Origin of the sequence: Staphylococcus lloydii (genome assembly GCF_015775975.1) — a bacterium.
Taxonomy (GTDB): Bacteria; Bacillota; Bacilli; order Staphylococcales; family Staphylococcaceae; genus Staphylococcus; species Staphylococcus lloydii.
The window spans coordinates 842,088-863,754 of sequence record NZ_CP064056.1 but is presented as its reverse complement, the minus strand read 5'-3'; the positions used below and the strand labels follow the sequence as shown (position 1 = coordinate 863,754).

General features: G+C 33.2%; 22 protein-coding genes. 3 read left to right on the top strand and 19 right to left on the bottom strand.

Going from position 1 to position 21,667, the window contains the following annotated elements:
* Positions 1-14: 14 nt before the first annotated feature.
* The 9 genes from prmC to fdaB form a co-directional block, all read right to left on the bottom strand.
* Entirely contained in the window at positions 15-851 is an 837-nt protein-coding gene (prmC, locus tag ISP08_RS04050) for a peptide chain release factor N(5)-glutamine methyltransferase (protein ID WP_195719541.1), read from the bottom strand.
* Positions 838-1,917, bottom strand: a complete 1,080-nt coding sequence (gene prfA / locus ISP08_RS04045; RefSeq protein ID WP_048792832.1) for a peptide chain release factor 1 — start codon at positions 1,915-1,917, stop codon at positions 838-840. The genes prmC and prfA overlap by 14 nt, the downstream gene beginning before the upstream one ends.
* The gene (locus ISP08_RS04040) at positions 1,918-2,517 is read right to left on the bottom strand and encodes a thymidine kinase (protein WP_048792831.1); all 600 of its coding nucleotides are present in this window, start codon (positions 2,515-2,517) and stop codon (positions 1,918-1,920) included.
* A gap of 201 nt (positions 2,518-2,718) precedes the next feature.
* Positions 2,719-2,976 carry a type B 50S ribosomal protein L31 gene (locus ISP08_RS04035; protein WP_048792830.1) on the bottom strand — a complete coding sequence of 86 codons (258 nt, stop codon included), beginning with the start codon at positions 2,974-2,976 and terminating at the stop codon, positions 2,719-2,721.
* Positions 2,977-3,128: 152 nt separating this feature from the next.
* Positions 3,129-4,445 carry a transcription termination factor Rho gene (rho, locus tag ISP08_RS04030; protein WP_195719542.1) on the bottom strand — a complete coding sequence of 439 codons (1,317 nt, stop codon included), beginning with the start codon at positions 4,443-4,445 and terminating at the stop codon, positions 3,129-3,131.
* A 165-nt stretch (positions 4,446-4,610) separates the two neighbouring features.
* A complete protein-coding gene (locus ISP08_RS04025; protein WP_195719543.1) occupies positions 4,611-6,038 on the bottom strand; it encodes an aldehyde dehydrogenase family protein in 1,428 nt (475 codons plus the stop codon).
* 176 nt (positions 6,039-6,214) lie between these two features.
* A complete protein-coding gene (locus ISP08_RS04020; RefSeq protein WP_048792827.1) occupies positions 6,215-6,541 on the bottom strand; it encodes a winged helix-turn-helix transcriptional regulator in 327 nt (108 codons plus the stop codon).
* Positions 6,542-6,621: 80 nt separating this feature from the next.
* Positions 6,622-7,881: a UDP-N-acetylglucosamine 1-carboxyvinyltransferase gene (locus ISP08_RS04015; RefSeq protein ID WP_195719544.1), complete on the bottom strand. Its 1,260-nt coding sequence runs from the start codon at positions 7,879-7,881 to the stop codon at positions 6,622-6,624.
* A gap of 307 nt (positions 7,882-8,188) precedes the next feature.
* Positions 8,189-9,049, bottom strand: a complete 861-nt coding sequence (fdaB, locus tag ISP08_RS04010; protein ID WP_048792825.1) for a class IIb fructose-bisphosphate aldolase FdaB — start codon at positions 9,047-9,049, stop codon at positions 8,189-8,191.
* Between the two features lie 211 nt (positions 9,050-9,260).
* On the opposite strand from fdaB, the gene ISP08_RS04005 reads away from it, so the two are divergent.
* Complete coding sequence (locus ISP08_RS04005; protein ID WP_195719545.1) at positions 9,261-9,782, top strand: DUF2529 family protein; 522 nt, start codon at positions 9,261-9,263, stop codon at positions 9,780-9,782.
* 171 nt (positions 9,783-9,953) lie between these two features.
* On the opposite strand, the gene ISP08_RS04000 is transcribed toward ISP08_RS04005, so the two are convergent.
* The 4 genes from ISP08_RS04000 to ISP08_RS03985 all read right to left on the bottom strand — a co-directional run bounded on the left by ISP08_RS04000 (position 9,954) and on the right by ISP08_RS03985 (position 13,854).
* Positions 9,954-11,561, bottom strand: coding sequence for a CTP synthase (locus tag ISP08_RS04000; protein WP_195719546.1), 1,608 nt, complete (start codon positions 11,559-11,561; stop codon positions 9,954-9,956).
* A gap of 333 nt (positions 11,562-11,894) precedes the next feature.
* Positions 11,895-12,434: a DNA-directed RNA polymerase subunit delta gene (gene rpoE / locus ISP08_RS03995; protein ID WP_195719547.1), complete on the bottom strand. Its 540-nt coding sequence runs from the start codon at positions 12,432-12,434 to the stop codon at positions 11,895-11,897.
* A gap of 111 nt (positions 12,435-12,545) precedes the next feature.
* Complete coding sequence (locus ISP08_RS03990; protein WP_195719548.1) at positions 12,546-13,406, bottom strand: GNAT family N-acetyltransferase; 861 nt, start codon at positions 13,404-13,406, stop codon at positions 12,546-12,548.
* 82 nt (positions 13,407-13,488) lie between these two features.
* Positions 13,489-13,854: a VOC family protein gene (locus ISP08_RS03985; RefSeq protein WP_195719549.1), complete on the bottom strand. Its 366-nt coding sequence runs from the start codon at positions 13,852-13,854 to the stop codon at positions 13,489-13,491.
* 89 nt (positions 13,855-13,943) lie between these two features.
* Between ISP08_RS03985 and coaW the strand changes: the two genes are divergently transcribed.
* Positions 13,944-14,741: a type II pantothenate kinase gene (gene coaW, locus ISP08_RS03980; protein WP_195719550.1), complete on the top strand. Its 798-nt coding sequence runs from the start codon at positions 13,944-13,946 to the stop codon at positions 14,739-14,741.
* A gap of 93 nt (positions 14,742-14,834) precedes the next feature.
* Here the strand turns inward: coaW and ISP08_RS03975 are convergent, their stop codons facing one another.
* From ISP08_RS03975 to ISP08_RS03965, 3 genes are all read right to left on the bottom strand, one after another.
* On the bottom strand, positions 14,835-15,500 hold the full coding sequence (locus tag ISP08_RS03975; RefSeq protein WP_195719551.1) for a DUF2750 domain-containing protein: 666 nt from the start codon (positions 15,498-15,500) through the stop codon (positions 14,835-14,837).
* Between the two features lie 99 nt (positions 15,501-15,599).
* Positions 15,600-16,787, bottom strand: a complete 1,188-nt coding sequence (gene ldmS / locus ISP08_RS03970) for an L-aspartate--L-methionine ligase LdmS (protein ID WP_195719552.1) — start codon at positions 16,785-16,787, stop codon at positions 15,600-15,602.
* A gap of 2 nt (positions 16,788-16,789) precedes the next feature.
* Entirely contained in the window at positions 16,790-17,968 is a 1,179-nt protein-coding gene (locus ISP08_RS03965; RefSeq protein WP_048792816.1) for a M20 family metallopeptidase, read from the bottom strand.
* Positions 17,969-18,227: 259 nt separating this feature from the next.
* On the opposite strand from ISP08_RS03965, the gene ISP08_RS03960 reads away from it, so the two are divergent.
* Positions 18,228-18,698, top strand: a complete 471-nt coding sequence (locus tag ISP08_RS03960) for an S-ribosylhomocysteine lyase (RefSeq protein ID WP_048792815.1) — start codon at positions 18,228-18,230, stop codon at positions 18,696-18,698.
* A 79-nt stretch (positions 18,699-18,777) separates the two neighbouring features.
* Here ISP08_RS03960 and ISP08_RS03955 read toward each other — a convergent pair whose 3' ends face one another.
* From ISP08_RS03955 to ISP08_RS03945, 3 genes are read right to left on the bottom strand one after another with little or no spacing between them, the layout of a single operon-like run.
* The gene (locus ISP08_RS03955) at positions 18,778-19,128 is read right to left on the bottom strand and encodes a DoxX family protein (RefSeq protein ID WP_195719553.1); all 351 of its coding nucleotides are present in this window, start codon (positions 19,126-19,128) and stop codon (positions 18,778-18,780) included.
* Entirely contained in the window at positions 19,128-20,315 is a 1,188-nt protein-coding gene (gene deoB / locus ISP08_RS03950; protein WP_048792813.1) for a phosphopentomutase, read from the bottom strand. Before deoB ends, ISP08_RS03955 begins: the two co-directional genes overlap by 1 nt.
* A gap of 12 nt (positions 20,316-20,327) precedes the next feature.
* Positions 20,328-21,629: a pyrimidine-nucleoside phosphorylase gene (locus tag ISP08_RS03945; RefSeq protein WP_195719554.1), complete on the bottom strand. Its 1,302-nt coding sequence runs from the start codon at positions 21,627-21,629 to the stop codon at positions 20,328-20,330.
* Between the last annotated feature and the right edge of the window lie 38 nt (positions 21,630-21,667).

Here is a 21,667-nt window from a genome sequence, read left to right as displayed (position 1 = left end):
TAGACACATAACTCTTACCAATTAAAAGAAATGATTCTGTCATTGTTATTTATATCTTGAATAATCTTTACGTCTAAATGTGAATACATTGACTCAATTACAGATTTTAAAATTTTACCTTGATTAAAACCAATTTCAAACACGACTTGCGCATTATCATTCAACACTTGAGGTAAATCTTCTAAAATCGATTTGTATATTGCCAATCCATGGTCATCGGCAAAAAGCGCATTATCTGGTTCATATTTAACAACCGAACTTGTCATAATTTCTATATCTTTTCTATCTATATAAGGCGGATTAGAAATTAATCCATCAACTGTAATTTGTTGTTCAATAAGTGGTGCTAAGGTATCGCCATGTAGAAAGTTAATATCAACATCATGTTTTTCAGCATTTTTTTCAGCAACATTTAAAGCTTCTAAACTTATGTCTGTGGCATAAACTTCTAATGATTGATTCAACTTTTTTAACATAACCGGTATATTACCACTACCAGTACCTATATCCACTACTTTGCTATTATCATGAACTTTATTCAAAAAATGTAGCATAACTTCTTCGGTTTCAGGGCGAGGTATTAAACAATGTTGATTCACATCAAACAGTTCACCATAAAAACTTTGAAATCCAACAATATATTGTATAGGCTCTCCTTGATATAAACGTTCAAAAGCATCATCCAATATATTTTGTTCCTTTTCAGTCGGAATTTCATTTTGTTTCATAATGAAATCTGTACGATTCCAACTGAACAAATCCATAATCAACCAATCAACACTCGAAACATCTATATCTTGAGCAACACATTTCGACTTTGCAACGCTAATAAAATCTTTAAATTTCACCATTATTTAGTTCTTTCAATTTTTCGGTTTGTTCGGACATCGTAAGTGCATCTATTATTTCGTCTAACTTACCTTCCATAACTTGATCGAGTTTTTGGATAGTTAAACCTATACGATGGTCTGTTACTCTGTTTTGAGGATAGTTATATGTTCTAATTCTTTCAGAACGGTCACCAGTTCCTACTGCAGATTTACGCTCTGACGCATATTTAGCTTCTTCTTCTTGTACCTTCATGTCATACACACGTGCTTTTAATACTTTCATCGCTTTTTCACGGTTTTTAATTTGAGACTTTTCATCTTGTGATGTTACGACAGTACCTGTTGGTAAATGTGTAATACGCACAGCTGAGTCAGTAGTATTTACGTGCTGACCACCTGCACCACTTGAACGATAAGTATCAACCTTAATATCTTCATTACGAATTTCAACTTCAACGTCTTCAGCTTCTGGTAAGACAGCAACTGTTGATGTTGATGTATGAATACGTCCACCTGATTCAGTTTCCGGAACACGTTGTACACGGTGTGCGCCATTTTCGTATTTTAATTTTGAATAAGCACCTTGGCCTTGAATCATGACACTGATTTCTTTATAACCACCATGATCACTATCATTCATTTCTACGACATCTGTTTTATACCCTAGTGTTTCACTATATCTAGAGTACATTCTAAATAAGTCACCTGCGAAAATCGCAGCTTCATCTCCACCAGCAGCAGCTCTAATTTCTAAGATAACATTCTTATCATCGTTAGGATCTTTAGGTATAAGTAAGAATTTCAATTCTTCTTCTAATTGAGGAATTCTCTCTTTTGAGCTTTGTAACTCTTCTTTTAACATTTCGATTTCGTCTTTATCTTTAGTATCATTCAACATTGTTTCAATTTCACCAATGTCTTCGTTAACTTGTTTATAATCACGATAAACTTCAACGGTTTTTTGTAAATCCGCTTGTTCTTTTGAATAAGAACGTAATTTCGCTGAATCATTTACAACATCAGGGTCACTTAATAATTCATTTAATTGTTCGTATCGTTCTTCTACTATATCTAATTGATCAAACACTTATAGTTCCTCCTTGTCATTATCACTTGGCGCTACAACATGATGCGCTCTACATCTCGGTTCGTAGCTTTCATTTGCACCTACCAAAATAATTGGATCATCAATTTTAGCTGGTTTGCCGTCAATGAGTCGTTGTGTACGACTTGATGATGCACCACAAACTGCACATACAGCTTGCAATTTAGTAACGATTTCACTAACAGCTAGTAACTCAGGTATTGGTCTGAAAGGCTTGCCTCTAAAATCCATATCTAAGCCAGCAGTTATTACTCTATGGCCTTGAGAAGCTAAATGTTCGGCAATTTTTACTACTTCGTCTTCAAAAAATTGCACTTCATCAATACCAATGATACCTACGTCTGTTAAATCATGTCTTAATATCTCAGAAGCTGTTGAAATATTAAATGCTTCAATTGCATTCCCATTATGAGAGACTATTTTATCTTTATGATATCGGTCATCTATAGCTGGTTTAAATACTACTACCTTTTGTTTAGCATATAAACCTCTACGTAAACGTCGTATTAATTCTTCTGATTTACCACTAAACATGCTGCCAGTGATACATTCTATCCAACCAGAATGATAAGTTTCATACATAATGAGTCCATCCTTTTCAAAACATAATCGATTTATTATAGCATATTTGCATTGTAGAAATCTGTACTTTCACAGTGTTTTTTATTAATTATTTAAACAAACTACCAAATATATAGATATGTAACCTGTCATAGCTAATCTATAGTTAGACTAACAAAAAAAGCACTCTCATATAAATATGAGAATGCTTTACGACAACAATTATTCGTTGCTTGATTTGTAACCGAATTTCTTGTTGAAACGCTCAACACGACCATCCGCAGCAGCGAATTTTTGACGTCCTGTGTAGAATGGATGAGAATCAGATGAAATGTCTAAACGAATAACTGGGTATTCATTTCCATCTTCCCATTCCATAGTTTCTGAAGATGATTTAGTAGAACCACTTAAGAATTTAAAATCTGTAGTAGTGTCTAAAAATATAACTTTGTGGTACTCAGGATGAGTATTTTGTTTCATTGTTTTCAGCTCCTTTGCCCTGAACCATCCGGAACAGAGTTGTTTGTGAGTTTTTTACCCAATACTAAGTCATTATAATTGTTATACATATAAAACGCAACCCTCTTTATAAAGTTTCGTTTTAAACATAGCTTTATATACAATTCAATGAATTAAATAATAGGTTTTCCAGTTTTAGTGCTTTCTTCTGCTGATTTTTGTAATTGTAAAAAGAATTCGTGATTATTATTTGTTCGTTTCAATTTACGGATAAATCTTTCGGTAAAGTCTAATGAATCACTAAACATATTACGTAACTGCCATAAAGATTCTAATTCTTTTGGTGAAATTAATAATTCTTCTTTTCTTGTAGAGCTTCGTCCTATATCTATAGCTGGGAAAATACGGCGTTCTGCTAATTTACGATCTAAATGCAGTTCCATATTACCCGTACCTTTAAATTCTTCGTAAATCATATCATCCATACGTGAACCTGTATCTACAAGTGTCGTAGCTAATATAGTCAAACTGCCACCAGCTTCAATATTACGGGCCGCACCGAAAAATGCTTTTGGTTTGTGTAATGATGCTGGGTCTAGTCCGCCTGATAAAGTTCTACCACTTGGTGGGATAACCAAGTTATAGGCACGTGCTAACCTTGTGATTGAATCCATTAAAATAATGACATCTTTACCAATTTCAACTAGTCTTTTAGCTCTTTCTAACAATAACTCCGCGACTTTAACATGATGTTGCGGTGGTTCATCAAATGTTGAATGTACGACTTCAGCTGATTCAACAGAACGTTCTATATCAGTAACCTCTTCAGGTCTTTCACCGACAAGTAAAATAAATAATTCTGCATCAGGTTTATTAACAGCAATCGCATTAGCAATTTCTTTAAGTAAAGAAGTTTTACCTGCCTTTGGTGGTGCAACAATCAGACCACGTTGCCCCAAACCAATTGGTGTAATTAAATCCATAATTCTTGTTGAATATTTATTTTTTTCAGTTTCTAAAACAACACGTTCTTCTGGATAAAGTGGTGTCAACGCTTGGAAATGAGGTCGTTTTTTAACTTCTTCTGCATTTTCATCATTCACAAAGTCAACTTGCAGTAAGCCATAATATTTTTCATTATCTTTAGGTTTTCTTACTTTACCTGTAACTTTATCTCCGCGTTTAATTTCAAATCGTCTTATTTGGCTAGCGGATATATAAATATCTTTTTCACCTTTTGAATAATTAACTGTTCTAAGGAAACCATAGCCATCTTGTTGAATGTCATCTAGTATTCCTTCCATATAGTAATTGCCATCTTTTTCCATTTGGGCTTCCATAATCGCCAACACAAGTTCTTTTTTATTCAATTTACTATAATTTGTTAATTTTAAGGATTTTGCTTTTTGAGTGAGCTCTTTAGTAGTGTAATTTTTATATAATTCGTGGAATGACTCGTACTGAGGTGATGTACGTACTTTGTCAGGCATTATCTTGCACCCATTTCATAAAAAAGTTTATTTAAATAGCCTAATAGTTCACTATTCATCTAATCACTATAGCAAATTTTCTATTTAAATACAAAATGATTTTCAGTTATTGAAAAAAATAAAAAAATATTGGGTGGTTAACCACCCAATATTTCTAACTAACTATTAATTGTAAAATCCAGCAATAGATTTAACTTCTAAGAATTCTTCTATACCATAGTCGCCCCATTCGCGGCCGATTCCTGATTGTTTATAACCACCGAATGGTAAGTCTGGTTTACGACCTGCTTCGTTAATTTCAACTGTTCCAGCTTCCATTGAACGCGCAACTTTTTCTAATTGTTCTTTATCTTTACCAAATACATAACTTGCTAATCCATATTTTGTATCATTCGCAATTTTAATTGCTTCGTCTAAATTGTTGTAACTAATAATTGACATTACTGGACCGAAAATTTCTTCTTGTGCAATTGTCATTTTATTATCAACATTATTAAATACTGTTGGTCTAGCAAAGTAACCTTTTTCTAAACCTTCTGGTTTACCTGGGCCACCGTAAAATAGTTCTGCACCTTCATTGATACCTTTATCAATATATGATTGAACTTGATCGAATTGTTTTTTGCTAATGATTGGACCCATTTGAGTTGAAGCATCAGTAGGATCTCCTACTTTAATTTGGCTAATTTTTTCTTTAACAGCAGTTAAGAAATCTGCTTTAATACTTTCTGGAACCAATGTTCTTGTCCCAGCAGTACAAACTTGACCAGTGTTACCAATTACTTTTTTAACTGCAGCTGCAGCTGCGTCTTCGATATCTGCATCTTCTAAAATAATATATGGTGATTTACCACCTAATTCAAGTGATACTTTTTTGAAGTCTTTTGCAGCTTTTTCCATAATTTTAGAACCTGTACCACCAGAACCAGTAAATGATACGATTCTAATGCTAGGATGTTCACTAATTGGGTTACCTACGCCTTCACCGTCACCATTTACAAGGTTGAATACACCTTTAGGTACGCCTACTTTGTCAAAAATTTCAGCTAAAATAATAGCAGCAAATGGAGTTTCTTCAGATGGTTTTAATACAACCGGACTACCTGCAGCAAATGCAGCAGCTAATTTTAATGACGTTTGGTTTGTTGGGAAGTTCCATGGTGTAATTAATCCTGCAACACCAATAGCTTCTTTAACTACTAAGTCATTGCCACGACGTTCTTCAAATTTAAAATCATCTAATGCGTCACGTGCTGCTTCAAAATGATCTAAGCCCATTTGGTAATGTACTTTTTCGGCATTAGTAACTGGAGAACCTAATTCATCTCTAATTGCAGCAACAATGTCGTCTTTTCTATTTTTATATTCTTGTACTATTTTATCTAATAAATCGCGTCTTTCTTTTACAGAACTGTGTCTGAAGTCAATATATACATTTTCAGCAGCTTCCACTGCTTTATCAACATCTTCTTTATTACCTTTTGCAATTGAACCGATAACTTCTTCAGTTGCAGGGTTAACAACTTCAATTGTTTCACCGCTCGTGCTGTCTATCCATTCACCGTTAATATATTGCTTAGTGAAGTTTCTCATTATATATTCACTCCTTAAATTTTTACTGTAGTTACATTTTAACAAGATTATTTGATTATGAAACCAAAATGCTCATAGGTGAAATTTAATATGTATCATAAATAAAAAATACCGTAGGCATCAATAAGATCCCTACGGTACATTCCCATAATAATAACTATGACTTGCGGTATATATTATTGCATCTTTTCAAGTTCAATATAATCTTGTGCCCACTTTTCTATTGGTACTAATGCTTGAGCTAGTGCATAACCTTTATCAGTTAACTCATAAACAATATTTACCGGACTTGTTGTTACTATTTTCTTCTCTACAAGTCCCCAATCACTTAAATCAGTCAACTTTATACTTAAAGCACGTGGCGTTATGGTTTTTAAGTCTTTTTTCATATCAGAAAAGTGTGCTGATCGGCTTGAACATCTAGATAAATAATTAATGATGAGTCCATTCCAACTTCTACCGACGATTTTAAAAGTTTCTTCAAGATAAGGACAAACCTCCATCATATTCACCTCTATTCAACTTCACTAAATTCACCAATCGTGAGTGTCTAATTCTTGATATAATTATTATACCACATTTCTTATATTTCTTCAGTCCAAATATCTGCACCTAATGCTGATAGTGTTTTAACAATATTTGTATAACCTCTATAAATATGTTTCACGTTATAAATTGTAGTAACGCCTTCAGCTAAAAGACCAGCTACAATTAGACATGCACCAGCTCTTAAATCACTGGCATAGACTTCTGCACCTTTTAAAGTAGACGGTTTTATAGTTGCTGTTCCATTATCAACGTAAATATTGGCATTCATCTTTTGTAATTCCTCGACATGCTTAAATCGCGCTGGATAAATAGTTTCTGTTACAAATGACACACCATCAGTTAAAAATAATAACGGCGTGATAGGTTGTTGTAGATCAGTAGCAAAACCAGGATAAACAAGTGTTTTAATATCTACACTATTGTATGTAGGTTTACTTTTAATTTTAACGCTGTCGTCTTCCATCGTTAAATCGATACCTAATTCTTTCATTTTTACTGCGAGTGGTTCTACATGAGTAGGTATTATATTATTAATTTCAATATCTTCCCCACAAGCAGCTGCAATACACATATATGTACCCGCTTCAATTCTATCTGGGATTACTTGATGATTAGAGCCATGTAAATGTGGCACACCCATTATTTTGATCGTACTTGTACCAGCACCTTTAATATTGGCTCCAAGAGAAGTTAAAAATGATGCCACATCGACTACTTCCGGTTCTTTAGCCGCATTTTCTATCACTGTTTGTCCTTCTGCACGAACAGCAGCTAACATAATATTTATTGTAGCGCCTACACTTACCATATCTAAGAAAATATTAGCTCCAACTAATTTATCCGCTACTAATTGCATAGATGTATCACTAGACTCATCTATTTCTGCACCTAATGCTTTGAAGCCTTTAATATGTTGGTCGATAGGTCTAGGTCCTAATGGACATCCTCCTGGCAAACCAATAACACATTTATTAAATCTGCCTAACATTGCCCCCATCATATAATAAGAAGCTCTTAACGATTCTACTTTATTATTAGGTAAAGGCGCATTTTTAATTTCAGTTGGATCTATATTTAATGTTGATCCATCAAGTTCAGTTTCAATGTTTAAATCGCCTAATAAACTTACAAGTGTTTCCACATCTGATATTTCAGGTAAACCATTTATCGTCACTTTATCTTCAGCTAAAATTGCTGCAGGTATGATTGCAACCGCACTATTTTTTGCGCCATGATTATTTACAGTACCTTTAAGGGTTTGTCCACCTCTAATTTTAATAACTTCTTGAGCCATACGCACGTTCTCCTTTTTTTCAATCACTCGGAATCTAATTTTACACAACACGAGAATTATAAAATAAATCGATGTTCAATGCAAAAAATCATCTTTCCAAATAGTAAGCAAATTTAAATTCTATCTCTATTAATTTGACTCAATACTATAATTCCCATTGCTAAGTAACTCAAATCATTATTTTATAAAATTGTTAAAAAGATTGATTTTTCGAGAATTCTAAACTCATATATCAATATTTAATGCGCTAATTATAACATAAAAAACAGCTATTATAGTTATATATAATAGCTGTTAATGTCTTTAATTATTTAGCTTGGTTAGAAGTTCCAAACTCTCTAATTTTACCTTTTACTGTTTCTTTGATTGCTTCACGTGCTGGTCCTAAATATTTACGTGGATCATAAACTTCGTTGTCTGCATTTAAAACATCACGAACCGCTTGAGCAGAAGCAATTTGGTTTTCAGTGTTTACGTTTATTTTCGCAGTACCATAAGGAATGGCTCTTTGAATGTCTTTTGTTGGAATACCAGTACCACCATGTAATACTAATGGTAAACCAGTAGAAGCACCAATTTCTTCCATTTCTTTGAATCCTAATTTTGGTTCACCTTTATATGGTCCGTGTACTGAACCAAGTGCTGGTGCTAATGTGTCAATTCCAGTTCTTTCTACTAGTTCTTGACATTCTTTAGGGTCAGCATAAATAACGCCTTCAGCTACAACGTCATCTTCTTGTCCGCCAACAGTTCCTAATTCAGCTTCAACTGACACGCCATTTTCGTGAGCGTATTCAACTACTTTTGAAGTAATTTCAATATTTTCTTCAAATGGAGCGTGAGAAGCGTCAATCATTACTGATGTAAAACCAGCGTCAATTGCTTCTTTACATTTTTCAAAGCTTGAACCATGGTCTAAGTGAATCGCTACAGGTATTGTGATGTTAAAGTCATGTAATAGACCTTCAACCATTTTCACTACAGTATAAAAACCACCCATGTAGCGAGCAGCACCTTCAGATACACCTAAAATTACTGGTGCATTCTCTTCTTGAGAAGCTTGTAGTATAGCTTGTGTAAATTCTAGGTTATTTAAGTTGTATTGACCAACCGCATAACCATTTTCTTTTGCATCGATTAACATTTCTTTCATTGAAACTAAAGGCATTAAAGTTCCTCCTTGGGTGCAATGTGCACGTATTTTTACTATTGTATTATATCAAAATTTGTACACGAATGCATGCAAATTCAATAATTTTAATTAATTTTCATATACGTATTACATTTAAATATTATCCTATTTGTTAGTAATACGTATTATTGCATTATATTAGGCATTTTTATACAATATGTTGATGGAGAAAGAACGGAGGGTATTCATGTCTAAAATTTTAAACACACAATTAAATGGGATTTTTAATAGATTAGAAGAGCAGGCGCTAGATATTCAAATGGCAGCGCAATGTGTTATTCAAGCCATTGGCGGTGAAGGTACCGTTTATGTCAAAGGATATGACGATTTAAAATTTTTCGAAACTTACATTGTTAACAGTAATGAAAAATTAGAATCAAGCGAAATTATAACGGATAGCATTGCTGATACCTCAATTGATACAACAGACAGAGTATTTTTATTTGCACCATTTTATACTGACGTTGTTAAACAAGATGTCGAAACTTTGATCGAGATGGATGCAGACTTTGTATTAATTACTAATAAACCAAAAGAAACCTATTTCCCTGATCATCTGTTCCATTTTATTAACTTAAATACATCTAGGCCTATTATATACACAGAGGATTACGATAAAATTATTACACCTCACACGATGTCATTTAATTATATTTATTATGAAATTTATACACAAATGATAGAAATGTCGCGAGACTTAGAATTTTAATTGTTAGCACGTCTACTCTATGCCAAATTATATTATTTGTTGGCATCTTAATTCACTATAAATTTGCATACACATAAAGTAAACGTCAATTTCTAACCAACTATGCTAGAAATTGACGTTTGTTTTATATACCAAAATATTAAAAACTAGTCGCTTTATTTTTAAGGTACCTTATTTTTGACTTTGCTTCATTGCAGCTTCAATAAATGATTTGAAGATTGGTTGTGGACGGTTTGGTCTAGATAAAAATTCTGGGTGGAATTGACACGCTACAAAGAAATCATTTGTAGGTATTTCTACCATTTCCACTAATCTACCATCTGGGCTTGTACCAGAGAAGACCATGCCATTATCTTCAAGTTGTTGACGATAGTCGTTGTTAAATTCATAACGATGACGATGTCTTTCTTCTATATCAGATAAATTATAGATACGATGCGCTAAAGTATTTGGTTGAATTTTACATGGATATAAACCTAGGCGTAAAGTACCACCTAAATCCTCAATATCCTTTTGTTCAGGTAATAAATCAATGATTGGATATGGCGTGTTAGGGTCTAATTCTGCTGAATGTGCGCCTTCTAATCCAAGCACATGGCGAGCAAATTCAACAGTTGCTAGTTGCATACCTAAACATATACCGAAGTATGGTACATTATTTTCTCTAGCATATTTAATAGCTGAAATTTTACCTTCACTGGCACGGAAACCGAATCCACCAGGTACAAGAATACCATCTACATCTGCTAGATATTCACTAACATTTTCATCTGTAACTTCACTTGAATCTATCCATTTTACAACGACATCTTTTTTAAATGGATAACCCGCATGTTTTAATGATTCAACTACTGATAAATAAGCGTCTTGTAAACTTACATATTTACCCACTAAACCGATAGTGATTTTTCCATCTAAACTATTTACTGTGTCTAATAAATATTGCCACTCGTCTAATTGTGTATCGTATTTTGGATTTAATTGTAAACGCTCGATTACAATATCATCCATGTCTTGCTTACTTAATTGTAATGGAATTTCATATAACGAATCAGCATCACGACATTCTATAACACTTGATTTATTAATATCACAGAATAATGCTATTTTATCTTTTAAATCTTGTGTCAGTTCATATTCAGTTCTAACAACAATTAAATCTGGTTGAATACCTAAACCACGTAATTCTTTCACACTATGTTGTGTCGGTTTTGTTTTCATTTCACCTGCTGCTTTAATATAAGGTAATAAAGTACAGTGAAGATACATCACATTTTCTCTGCCTAAATCACTTCTTATTTGTCTAATAGCCTCGATAAATGGTAAAGATTCGATATCCCCAGTTGTACCGCCAATTTCCGTAATAACTACATCGGCATTTGTACTTTCACCTGCTAACAGTAAACGTTCTTTAATTTCATTTGTGATATGAGGGATAACTTGCACTGTTCCACCTAAATAATCACCGCGACGTTCTTTTTTAAGAACGTGTGAATATACTTTACCAGCCGTTACGTTAGAATATTTATTTAAATTAATATCGATAAATCTTTCATAGTGACCTAAGTCTAAGTCAGTTTCTGCCCCATCGTCAGTGACAAATACTTCACCATGTTGATAAGGACTCATCGTACCTGGGTCTACGTTTAAATATGGATCAAATTTTTGAATTGTTACTTTTAATCCACGATCTTTTAATAATCTACCTAAAGAAGCTGCCGTAATACCTTTACCAAGTGAGGAAACTACACCACCGGTTACAAAAATAAATTTTGTCATTTCTAATCCTCCTGTTATTCAAACAACCGTTTAATATTGTATTTTTCTTAGGGTCTAATACCTTTCTGATAGGGGGTGATACATTTTAACAATCATACACAAAAAGAGTCATTAGCGCTTGCTCACTTTTCATATTATGTATAAAACTTAAGCGTAGACACGACTTCTTTTGCTAAATTCAAGCTTTTAATAAGTTTATTTTAAAATAAAAAAACGCTCCCTCTCACAAATTTGTAAGGGGGAGCGTATATAATTTATACACGTCGTCCTAATTAAAGGAGCCCGAATAAAATTTTATCATGTTCACAGAAAAAGTCAATTGAATATCAAGAATTACTCTTCGAATTCTTCCTCTTCTTCTTCGTCTTCATATTCTTCGTCTTCTTCGTCTAATTCTTCATCATCTTCTTCGATAACAATTTCAGAATCATTGATTTCTTCTTCTACTTCTTCATCTTCTGGATCATTTAATCCTTCTTGATCGTCAGTTGAATTAGGAATATTGTCATCGTCGTCTCGTTCGTCTTCACCTAATAATTTAAGGTTTTTATCTTCTTCGTCATCTTTGTCTAAGATATCAAATTTTTGAATAGTTGGTGCAATTTTTTCTTCAATGTCATCTACTGAATACCAGTCACGTAATCCCCATACGTTTTCTCCTACGTTCAAGAAACGACCATCAGTATTTAAGTCAGTATAGAATTGTACAATTCTATTTTCAATTTCATTATCTTCATAGTGACCAATTGCTTTGAATTCATCAATAATATCATATAAATTCATTGTATCTGCTTTTTCATTTAATAGGCTATATGCCATATCGATAAATGATTTTTCGTCAACCATCTCTTTAGTATAATCTTGTATTTTCATAGCTCATTTACTTCCTTTCGCACGCTTTTCTCACATTTATATACACATTTCACTTAATTAATAGTAACAAATCTAAATTATAAAGGACAAACAATGATTACGCAATCAGTATTAATAATTTATATACTTTTCAAAGATAACAAAGTCATCCCCTTCTTCGAAAGCAACAAAATTACTATTTAAGCATAGGGGTTTTAATTCGTTTCGTTCACCATATAACGTTATAGTTATGACATTTATGCCTTCAAAATTTTTCCTAACGAACGTAGGTAGTTGTCTAAGTGCACTTTGTGCTATGCCACTTAAACGTTCCGAAGCATCAACTTCTATCGATGTAATATTAAGTCTATTGTCATGTTGCTCCACTGCAATAAACCCTACTTTTGAACCGTCTTTTATTAAATCTATAATATTGATGCCGTATTTATATTCTTCATCATTTAAAACTAATGATAGAGACGAAACATATTTGGCATCCAAATCTAAATAATATAAACGTTCTTTCCCTATTGGACCTTCTTCTTTAGTCGCAGTGTGCATAAATCCGGCTCTTTCATATAAATTCCAAGCGCCTTTATTTTCAGCATCTACAACTAAATACAGATGGTTGAAATCTGGAAATACAGTTTGTACATATTGAGGAATAAACATCATAATTTGAGTCCCATAACCATTCCCTTGAAAAGCTTCATTAATAGATAGTGATCTTACATAAACGACCTGCTCTGGCGTATCGTAACCTTCGTGCTGATAAAATTGATGAAGCACAAAAAATCCTACGACTTGATCCTTTTCATTTAAGACAATATTGGCAATTCTATCTTTGTCAGTTAATGCATCATCTAACACATCTTTTGGCAAAGATGAATATATTTGTTGTCTATCACTTAATTTAAAGTCATATAGCGCTTGTCTATATGGTTCTTCAAATTCTTGAACTTTAATGCTTTTAAATTGTTTCTTAATTACCATAATTAAACCCCTATGCGATTTATTTAGTGCTTATTTATTACCACTAAATCAAAAAATTTAACCCTTTATTTCAGCATGAATCTTATTTTAAGAAGCAATTCATTAACCAATTAACACCATATTTATCTTTAACTTGGCCATGTATCGCGTTGAAAAATGTTTTTTCTAGTGGCATATGCGGATCACCATCTGTACTTAAAGCATTATAAACTTGTTCTTGTTCATCCAAGTCATCAAAGGTCAAAATGATATCAGTATTTTCATTACTATAAGGCTTGCCGTAATTACTTGATAAATGCAGTATTACTGCTGTTGAAACATGTAGTTCAGCATGCAAAATATTATCTTTAGCTTGATTTAAGACTTTTACTTCGCCACCAAATGCACTTTGATAAAAATCAATCGCCTCTGTCACATTTTCGACAGTAATATATGGACTTAATTGCATTATTAAAAATTCTCCTTATCTCATATGTTATTTTCCATTATTTTATTATATTATTAGTTATAATGTAAATTTTTTAGGAGGACACTTCAATGAAAATTGGTATTGATGCAGGTGGCACGCTTATTAAAATAGTTATACAACACGATGATTACAGAGAATACCAAACTATACCTACCACTGAAATTGATAAAGTTATAACATGGTTAAACAATCATAGTTGCGAGGATATAAGTTTAACTGGTGGACATGCTGCAACGATCAATCAACAATTAAATTGTTCTTCTCGAACTTTTGTGGAATTTGATGCAGCAGCAATCGGCTTAAATATATTACTTAAAGAGCAAGGACATTACTTAGATAATTATATTTTTACTAATGTGGGAACTGGTACATCTTTACATTTCTCAGATGGTATTAAACAATCACGTGTTGGCGGCATTGGTACTGGCGGTGGAATGATTCAAGGCTTAGGCTATTTATTAAGTGGTATCGAAAATTATGAAGAATTAACTAATATGGCTCAACATGGTAACAGAGAACTTATTGATCTAAAAGTTAAACATATATACGAAAATACCGAACCTCCAATACCTGGTGATTTAACAGCAGCAAATTTTGGTAATGTATTACATAATATAGATTCAACATTTACTAAAGCTGACAAATTAGCATGTGTCATTGGTCTCGTTGGTGAAGTTATAACAACGATGGCGATTACAGTAGCCAGAGAACATAATACAGAACATGTCGCCTATATAGGATCTTCATTCCATAATAACTTCTTGTTAAGAAAAGTAGTTGAAGATTATACAATATTAAGAGGGTTTAAACCTTATTATGTTGAACATGGTGCATTTTCAGGCGCACTTGGTTGTCTTAACTTATAAAACTGAGTTTTGAACCGTTAATAATTAAAAAGTGGTATTCGCTGTATATATAGCGAATACCACTTTTTCATATCTAAAAAATATTAAAACTACTTATATAGTAAGTTTATCTGATAGAGTTTGAGCAGATATCACTGTACCAATAACACCTGGTTTTAAATCTATGGCTACAGCTTTGTGGTCATCTCTTAAAACATCGAGCCACTCCGCAAATACTTCGCCTTCGACTTCTATGATATCGCATTCTTCAAAGTCTTCATCTCTTACTTTTTCAGCTTGTTTTTTGACACTCCACACAGGCATAATATTAGGCTTTTCATGTTCGTCATCACTAATTAAAATAAATTGCTTTTGATTTTGTGATGATAATCCATACACTGAGTCTGATTTTGCAACTGTACTATTAAATTCTTTAATACGAATATTATCTAAATCAGTCATTAATTCATCAGTACAAGCTTCAACTTCTACGAGTTCGCCGTCATTATTAGAAGTAGGATTAATAATAACTTCTTCATGTGCATCAAAAATTTCATCCATTTCATAAGTTACAAACTTATCAATGTCTATAGCTTTTAACTCATCAAAATCGATATTAAGTTTAGATAAATATTGCTCTGCCACATCTTTGCGTGTCCAAATCGCAAAAACGTTTTTACCTAGAATATCTTGTCTGATTACTTTACCTTTTTTTGTAGCTAGGTAAATTTTTTCTGTTACAAGTATATCTTGGTAAAATTCATTTGTTTTATAAGACATTTCTGCACCCCAATTCTATATACGTTATATATAGAATATATCTTACCTGCGTCGCACTAGTCAATGACGCCAAATTAAATCACTATATAAAGCATTGATTTACTCAATTTCACTTAAAAATGCTTTTTCATAGTCTTCAACTTGTTGTTTTGTTTCAGCATGCCAAATACACCCGAATCGAGATGGGACATGTACGTCTTGAAACCATTCTCCATCATAGTATGATAAAGGGAATAGTACCCCTTTTTTTACATATTTAAGAATAGTACGGAAAAATTGTTCATTATTATTTGGTGCAATATAACTATAAAATTTATGATAACCATCCGTTAAAGCAGGCTCTAAAAGTAATAAACTCGTTGAACCATTTTGTCTGAAGTTTAAATCTATTGCATAGACATCGCCTTTATCATCTAACAATAAATCAAATCCAGCAACACCGATAAAACCTTCTTTTATGCCATTAAGCATTATTTCTTTGCCCGCTTCAATAACTATTTCTGGTACATCTTGTGCATTTTGATTACCATTATAAAATCCATATTCATTTGTGAGTTGTTCTGCAGAGCCAATATAATGCAAACCAGTCTCTTCAGAATATGCGAATTGAACGCAATAATTAGCTACTGCTTCAATTTTTTGTTCAATAATTAAATTATCAGTTTCATTTTGTGCTTCGGCCACACGCTTTTTGGCTTGTGCTAAATCTTGGTCATTATAGCAAATCATAACGCCATAACCACCTGCCGTAGGTAAGTCGTCACCCGGTTTAATAACGAATGGATAATCCCATTGCTCGACTGCCTGCTCAAAATCTTCCAGGGCAATAACTTGTCTTTGTGGTAAGAAACGACCATTAGTCCATTGCGGTATTTTAGCTTTATTATTTAATGCTACAAAAACATCTTTATCCAATGCATAAAACTCTTTAGCTAACACTTGCTCATCATGAATATATTGGAAGTAAATTCTCTTATCATTTTCATGTGCTAACTTCTGAATTAAAGATTCATAAGATTCTTTGTCCTTAAATTTGTATATACTACTTGGTATTTGAGTACCTATCACTTCGAATAATTGTGCTAACTTATCTGTTACACTAGCTTCATGAACTATAACTGACATTTTATTAGCGATAAGTAATTCCCTACCAGTTAAAAAATTAGATTGGTGTTCTTCTGGTTCTAACCATGGATTAGAAACATATGAAGGTCTAGAAGTATAAACCGTATCCTCATGGTAAAGATCGCTAAGTGTTAACTTAGTGCTAAGCGAACTTTTTTTCATAATCAGTGCCCCTTTGCATGTTGATGCTCTTCAACAATTTCTTCAAACAATTTTTTATTTTCAATTAATTCTAATCCCATTAATGCTAATATTTTTCCGCCTCTAATTAATGCTTGATCCCCGTGAGAACTTGCCGCTGCTTCTCTGAAACGATGCGTATGTCCCACTAAGTTTTTCGAACCAATTTTAATGTGTGGATGAATAGTTGGAACGACATGACTAACGTTACCTGTATCCGTTGAACCATATCCAAAATCGTCGTCTATGACATCTTCATCCATCTCAATTGCATATTTAGCGAATAGTTCATCTAATTTAGCTGTTCTAATAAATTCATTTACACCATTTTGTATAGGCCCAAATTCATAATCACAACCTGTTTGAATAGCTGCACCTTTAGCAATCTGTCCTACTTTTTCTGTTAAGACATCTAACTCTTTTCGCGTTGTAGAACGCGTATAAAATCTTGCATGTGTATAATCTGGAATGATATTCGCTGCTTTACCGCCATCAAGAATAACGCCATGCACACGTTGGCTCTTTTTGATGTGTTGTCTTAATTGTGCGACACCATTAAAATACGAAATCATCGCATCTAATGCATTTAATGCTTCATGTGCATTTTCTGATGCATGTGTACTTTTACCGTAAAATTTAATATCTAAAACATCTACAGCTAAAGTATTAATCGTTTTATACGTTTCATTACCAGGATGAACCATAAGCGCCACATCTATCTCATCTATAACACCTTCGTTGACGTAAGATGCTTTAGCACTCCCGTTGACGCCACCTTCTTCAGCAGGACATCCTAACACAACTACCTTGCCACCAATATTTTCTATCGTTTGGGTTAACGCCGTACCAGCTAGAACACTCGCTGTGCCAATAATATTATGACCACAAGCATGTCCTAACCCTGGTAAAGCGTCATATTCTGCTAAAAACCCAATAGTTGGGCCTTCTTTACCACTATCATATCTAGCAATAAAACCAGTTGCATGTCCGGCTATATCAGTTTCTATTTCAAAGCCTTGTGCTTTTAAATGTTCAATTAATGTTCTTGATGCAAAAATTTCTTCATTCCCAAGTTCTGGGCGTTGATGTATTTGATGACTCATTTCAATATAATTTAACTTTTCATTTTCAATATAATCTAAAATAACTTGTTTATTTTCCATACAATCTCCACCCTACTTTCACTATTTTAAATAATTAACATTTCATACACTTTTAAAACATTTCGTCTCATATTGATTATTAGATTGTACAAAACGCTCACGAATTATTACTTATTCTATCGGTTTTATAAATTTTTGTCATTATTTTTTCTTAATATTCAAAAATTTGTTTATTTGCAACTATTAAGCTATGACGGCAATTGTAAATCTATATATCACTTGTTACAATTAAATTATTGACTCAATAGGAGGAATTACCATGCCAAAAATGAATGTTGAAAGTTTTAATTTAGATCATACTAAAGTAGTTGCACCTTTTATACGCTTAGCTGGTACTATGGAAGGTCTTAACGGTGACGTTATTCATAAATATGATATTCGATTCAAACAACCTAACAAAGCACATATGGATATGCCAGGTTTACACTCATTAGAACATTTAATGGCTGAAAATATTAGAAATCATACTGATAAAGTTGTAGACGTAAGCCCAATGGGTTGTCAAACAGGTTTCTATGCGTCTTTCATAAATCATGACGATTACGAAGACGTACTTAACATAGTTGAATTGACATTAAAAGATGTTTTACAAGCAACTGAAGTACCTGCATGTAATGAAGTGCAATGCGGATGGGCAGCAAGTCACTCATTAGATGGAGCAAAAGAAATCGCGCAAGAATTTTTAAATGAACGTCAACAATGGAATGAAGTTTTTAGTGACGCAAAATAAATAAACTTAAATATTTGAAATTAAAAATAACCTGACGAATATAATAATTATTCGTCAGGTTATTTTTTGTACTTTTACGTTATAGTTTAGTTATTGTTTTCATTAATATAAATTGTAATGGAATACGTGCATATAGCATCCATTGTGGCAACTGTTTATTACCTAGAGGCAATGATTTACGTGCCATATAAATATTTGCTGGCATTACTGAGATTAAAAATAAGTTAGTTAATTTTTTGAAAAGATTAGATGGACTTTTCAAAATAAAATAAATTCCAATAATGATTTCAACGACACCTGTTACTAACACGGCTGTTTTTCTTAGTGGCAAATAATCAGGCACAATTTTTCTGAATGACTGTTCATCTTTAAAGTGTAACAATCCAATCATTGAAAACATTGTCCCTAAAATGATTCTTACAATTTTCATTATTTTTCCACTCCTAATTCCGTCAAATAACTTCTTCCATATTCAGGTAACGGAACGTCAAAATTATCTGCTATCGTAGCACCAATTGAACTAAATGTGTCATCTTGAGCTAATTCATGATATTCAGTTATTTTTGGACTAAACATAAGCACTGGAATATATTCACGTGTGTGATCAGTGCCATCAGCAGTTGGGTCATTACCATGATCGGCTGTGATAATGACTAAATCATCTTCTTGTAAATTATTGATAAGTTCTGGTAAGCGATTGTCAAAATCTTTTATCGCTTGTGCATAACCTGGCTTATCTCTTCGATGACCAAATTGCGCATCAAAATCAACTAAATTTAAAAAGCTAAGGCCATTAAAATCTTGTTGTACTGTTTCAATTAGTTTATCCATACCGTCCATATTATCTTTGGTACGAATTGCTTGAGTTACGCCTTCACCATCATATATATCGTTAATTTTACCTAAAGCAATAACGTCATAATTTGCTTCTTTTAATTCGTTCATAACCGTTTTCCCAAAAGGTTTCAAAGCATAGTCATGGCGATTCGAAGTACGTGTAAAGTTACCTGGTTCACCTACGTACGGTCTCGCAATAATACGCCCTATTAAATATTTAGGATCTTTAGTCAATTCTCGAACTTTTTCACAAATATCATATAATTCTTCTAATGGTATAACATCTTCATGTGCAGCAATTTGTAATACTGGGTCTGCAGAAGTATAAACGATTAAATCGCCTGTTTTCATTTGATGTTCGCCCCACTCATCGATAATCGCAGTACCAGAAGCAGGGATATTAGCAACGACCTTACGTCCAGTTATTGATTCAATTTCATCTACCAATTCTTTTGGAAATCCTTCTGGATAAACTTTGAATGGTTGCATAATATTTAAGCCCATGATTTCCCAATGACCAGTCATTGTATCTTTACCTACAGAGGCTTCACTCATCTTAGTGTAAAAAGCTTGAGGATTTGTTACTTTATTTACTACAGGTAACTCTTCGATATTACCAAGACCTAGTTTTTCTAGGTTAGGCAAATCTTGTTCGAAACCTTCTAGTGTATGTTTTAAGGTGTGACTACCTTCGTCATTAAATGCTGCTGCGTCTGGTCCTTCTCCAATGCCTACTGAATCCATAACGATAAGATGAATTCTTTTAAAAGGTGAAGTCATAGTTCCCACTCCTTATTCAGTAATTATTTTGTGAATCAATGTCGGGTTGCTACCTTGTTTACTTATAGTGATACTATTGTTTAGTTTTTCTTTAACATTATCAATATTTTCGTTATTAGAGTGAATCGTTAATAATGATTCACCTTCTTTAACTTCGTCACCAACTTTTTTGTTCAGTACAATACCTACACTAAGGTCAATATCGTCTTCTTTTGTTTGTCTACCTGCACCTAACATCATAGATGCAACACCAACTTCATTAGCAATAATTTCGGTTACGACGCCACTTTCTTGTGCTGGTAATTCAATTTGATATTGTGCTTGAGGTAACTTAGTAACATCATCGACCACCGATGCGTCACCATCTTGATTTGTTAAAAACGTTTTGAAACTTTCTAACGCCGAACCATTATTAATTGCTTCTTTTAACATGGCTTCTGCTTCTTTTAAATCTGTAGCTTTGTTACTTAGGACAACCATTTGTGATCCTAATGTTAATACTAAATCTGTTAAATCCTCAGGTCCTTTACCTTGTAAAGTTTCAATTGCTTCTTTTACTTCTAGTGCGTTACCAATAGCATTACCAAGTGGTTGACTCATATCAGAAATAATAGCCATTGTCTTACGACCTACATTATTCCCAATACTTACCATTGCATGTGCTAAAGCTTCCGCTTCTTCAATTGTTTTCATGAAAGCGCCGTTACCTGTCTTAACGTCTAAGACAATTGCATCAGCACCCGCAGCAATTTTTTTACTCATAATAGATGATGCGATGAGCGGTATGGAATTGACCGTACCTGTAACGTCACGTAAACCATATAGTTTTTTATCAGCTGGCGTTAAATTGCCAGATTGACCAATGACAGCTACTTTTGCTTCATTTACAAGTTGAGTAAACTTATCTTCTGATATTTCGACATGAAAGCCTTCAATAGATTCTAATTTATCAATTGTACCACCAGTATGACCTAGTCCTCTGCCACTCATTTTAGCTACAGGTACACCTACAGAAGCTACGAGTGGTGCCAACACTAATGTTGTCGTATCACCCACGCCACCAGTGGAATGCTTATCTACTTTAATGCCCTCAATATTAGATAAGTCGATAACATCTCCCGAGTTAACGATTGCCATTGTCAGTGCAGCGCGTTCATCTTCGTTCATATCTTGAAAGAAAATAGCCATTGCTAAACTTGAGGCTTGATAATCAGGTATATCACCTTTTGTATAACCTTCAATAAAAAATTCAATTTCTTCTTTTGTTAAAGCATTCCCGTCTCTTTTCTTTTCAATAATATCAACCATTCTCATATAAAAAACCTCCCCTTCGTGTTGTTTAAACATGTCCA

Coding starts and splice junctions, on each gene's coding strand:
- prmC (WP_195719541.1), bottom strand. CDS start 851: ATGGTGAAATTTAAAGATTTTATTAGCGTTGCAAAGTCGAAATGTGTT.
- ISP08_RS04040 (WP_048792831.1), bottom strand. CDS start 2,517: ATGTATGAAACTTATCATTCTGGTTGGATAGAATGTATCACTGGCAGC.
- ISP08_RS04035 (WP_048792830.1), bottom strand. CDS start 2,976: ATGAAACAAAATACTCATCCTGAGTACCACAAAGTTATATTTTTAGAC.
- rho (WP_195719542.1), bottom strand. CDS start 4,445: ATGCCTGACAAAGTACGTACATCACCTCAGTACGAGTCATTCCACGAA.
- ISP08_RS04025 (WP_195719543.1), bottom strand. CDS start 6,038: ATGAGAAACTTCACTAAGCAATATATTAACGGTGAATGGATAGACAGC.
- ISP08_RS04020 (WP_048792827.1), bottom strand. CDS start 6,541: ATGGAGGTTTGTCCTTATCTTGAAGAAACTTTTAAAATCGTCGGTAGA.
- ISP08_RS04015 (WP_195719544.1), bottom strand. CDS start 7,881: ATGGCTCAAGAAGTTATTAAAATTAGAGGTGGACAAACCCTTAAAGGT.
- fdaB (WP_048792825.1), bottom strand. CDS start 9,049: ATGCCTTTAGTTTCAATGAAAGAAATGTTAATCGATGCAAAAGAAAAT.
- ISP08_RS04005 (WP_195719545.1), top strand. CDS start 9,261: ATGTCTAAAATTTTAAACACACAATTAAATGGGATTTTTAATAGATTA.
- ISP08_RS04000 (WP_195719546.1), bottom strand. CDS start 11,561: ATGACAAAATTTATTTTTGTAACCGGTGGTGTAGTTTCCTCACTTGGT.
- rpoE (WP_195719547.1), bottom strand. CDS start 12,434: ATGAAAATACAAGATTATACTAAAGAGATGGTTGACGAAAAATCATTT.
- ISP08_RS03990 (WP_195719548.1), bottom strand. CDS start 13,406: ATGGTAATTAAGAAACAATTTAAAAGCATTAAAGTTCAAGAATTTGAA.
- ISP08_RS03985 (WP_195719549.1), bottom strand. CDS start 13,854: ATGCAATTAAGTCCATATATTACTGTCGAAAATGTGACAGAGGCGATT.
- coaW (WP_195719550.1), top strand. CDS start 13,944: ATGAAAATTGGTATTGATGCAGGTGGCACGCTTATTAAAATAGTTATA.
- ISP08_RS03975 (WP_195719551.1), bottom strand. CDS start 15,500: ATGTCTTATAAAACAAATGAATTTTACCAAGATATACTTGTAACAGAA.
- ldmS (WP_195719552.1), bottom strand. CDS start 16,787: ATGAAAAAAAGTTCGCTTAGCACTAAGTTAACACTTAGCGATCTTTAC.
- ISP08_RS03965 (WP_048792816.1), bottom strand. CDS start 17,968: ATGGAAAATAAACAAGTTATTTTAGATTATATTGAAAATGAAAAGTTA.
- ISP08_RS03960 (WP_048792815.1), top strand. CDS start 18,228: ATGCCAAAAATGAATGTTGAAAGTTTTAATTTAGATCATACTAAAGTA.
- ISP08_RS03955 (WP_195719553.1), bottom strand. CDS start 19,128: ATGAAAATTGTAAGAATCATTTTAGGGACAATGTTTTCAATGATTGGA.
- deoB (WP_048792813.1), bottom strand. CDS start 20,315: ATGACTTCACCTTTTAAAAGAATTCATCTTATCGTTATGGATTCAGTA.
- ISP08_RS03945 (WP_195719554.1), bottom strand. CDS start 21,629: ATGAGAATGGTTGATATTATTGAAAAGAAAAGAGACGGGAATGCTTTA.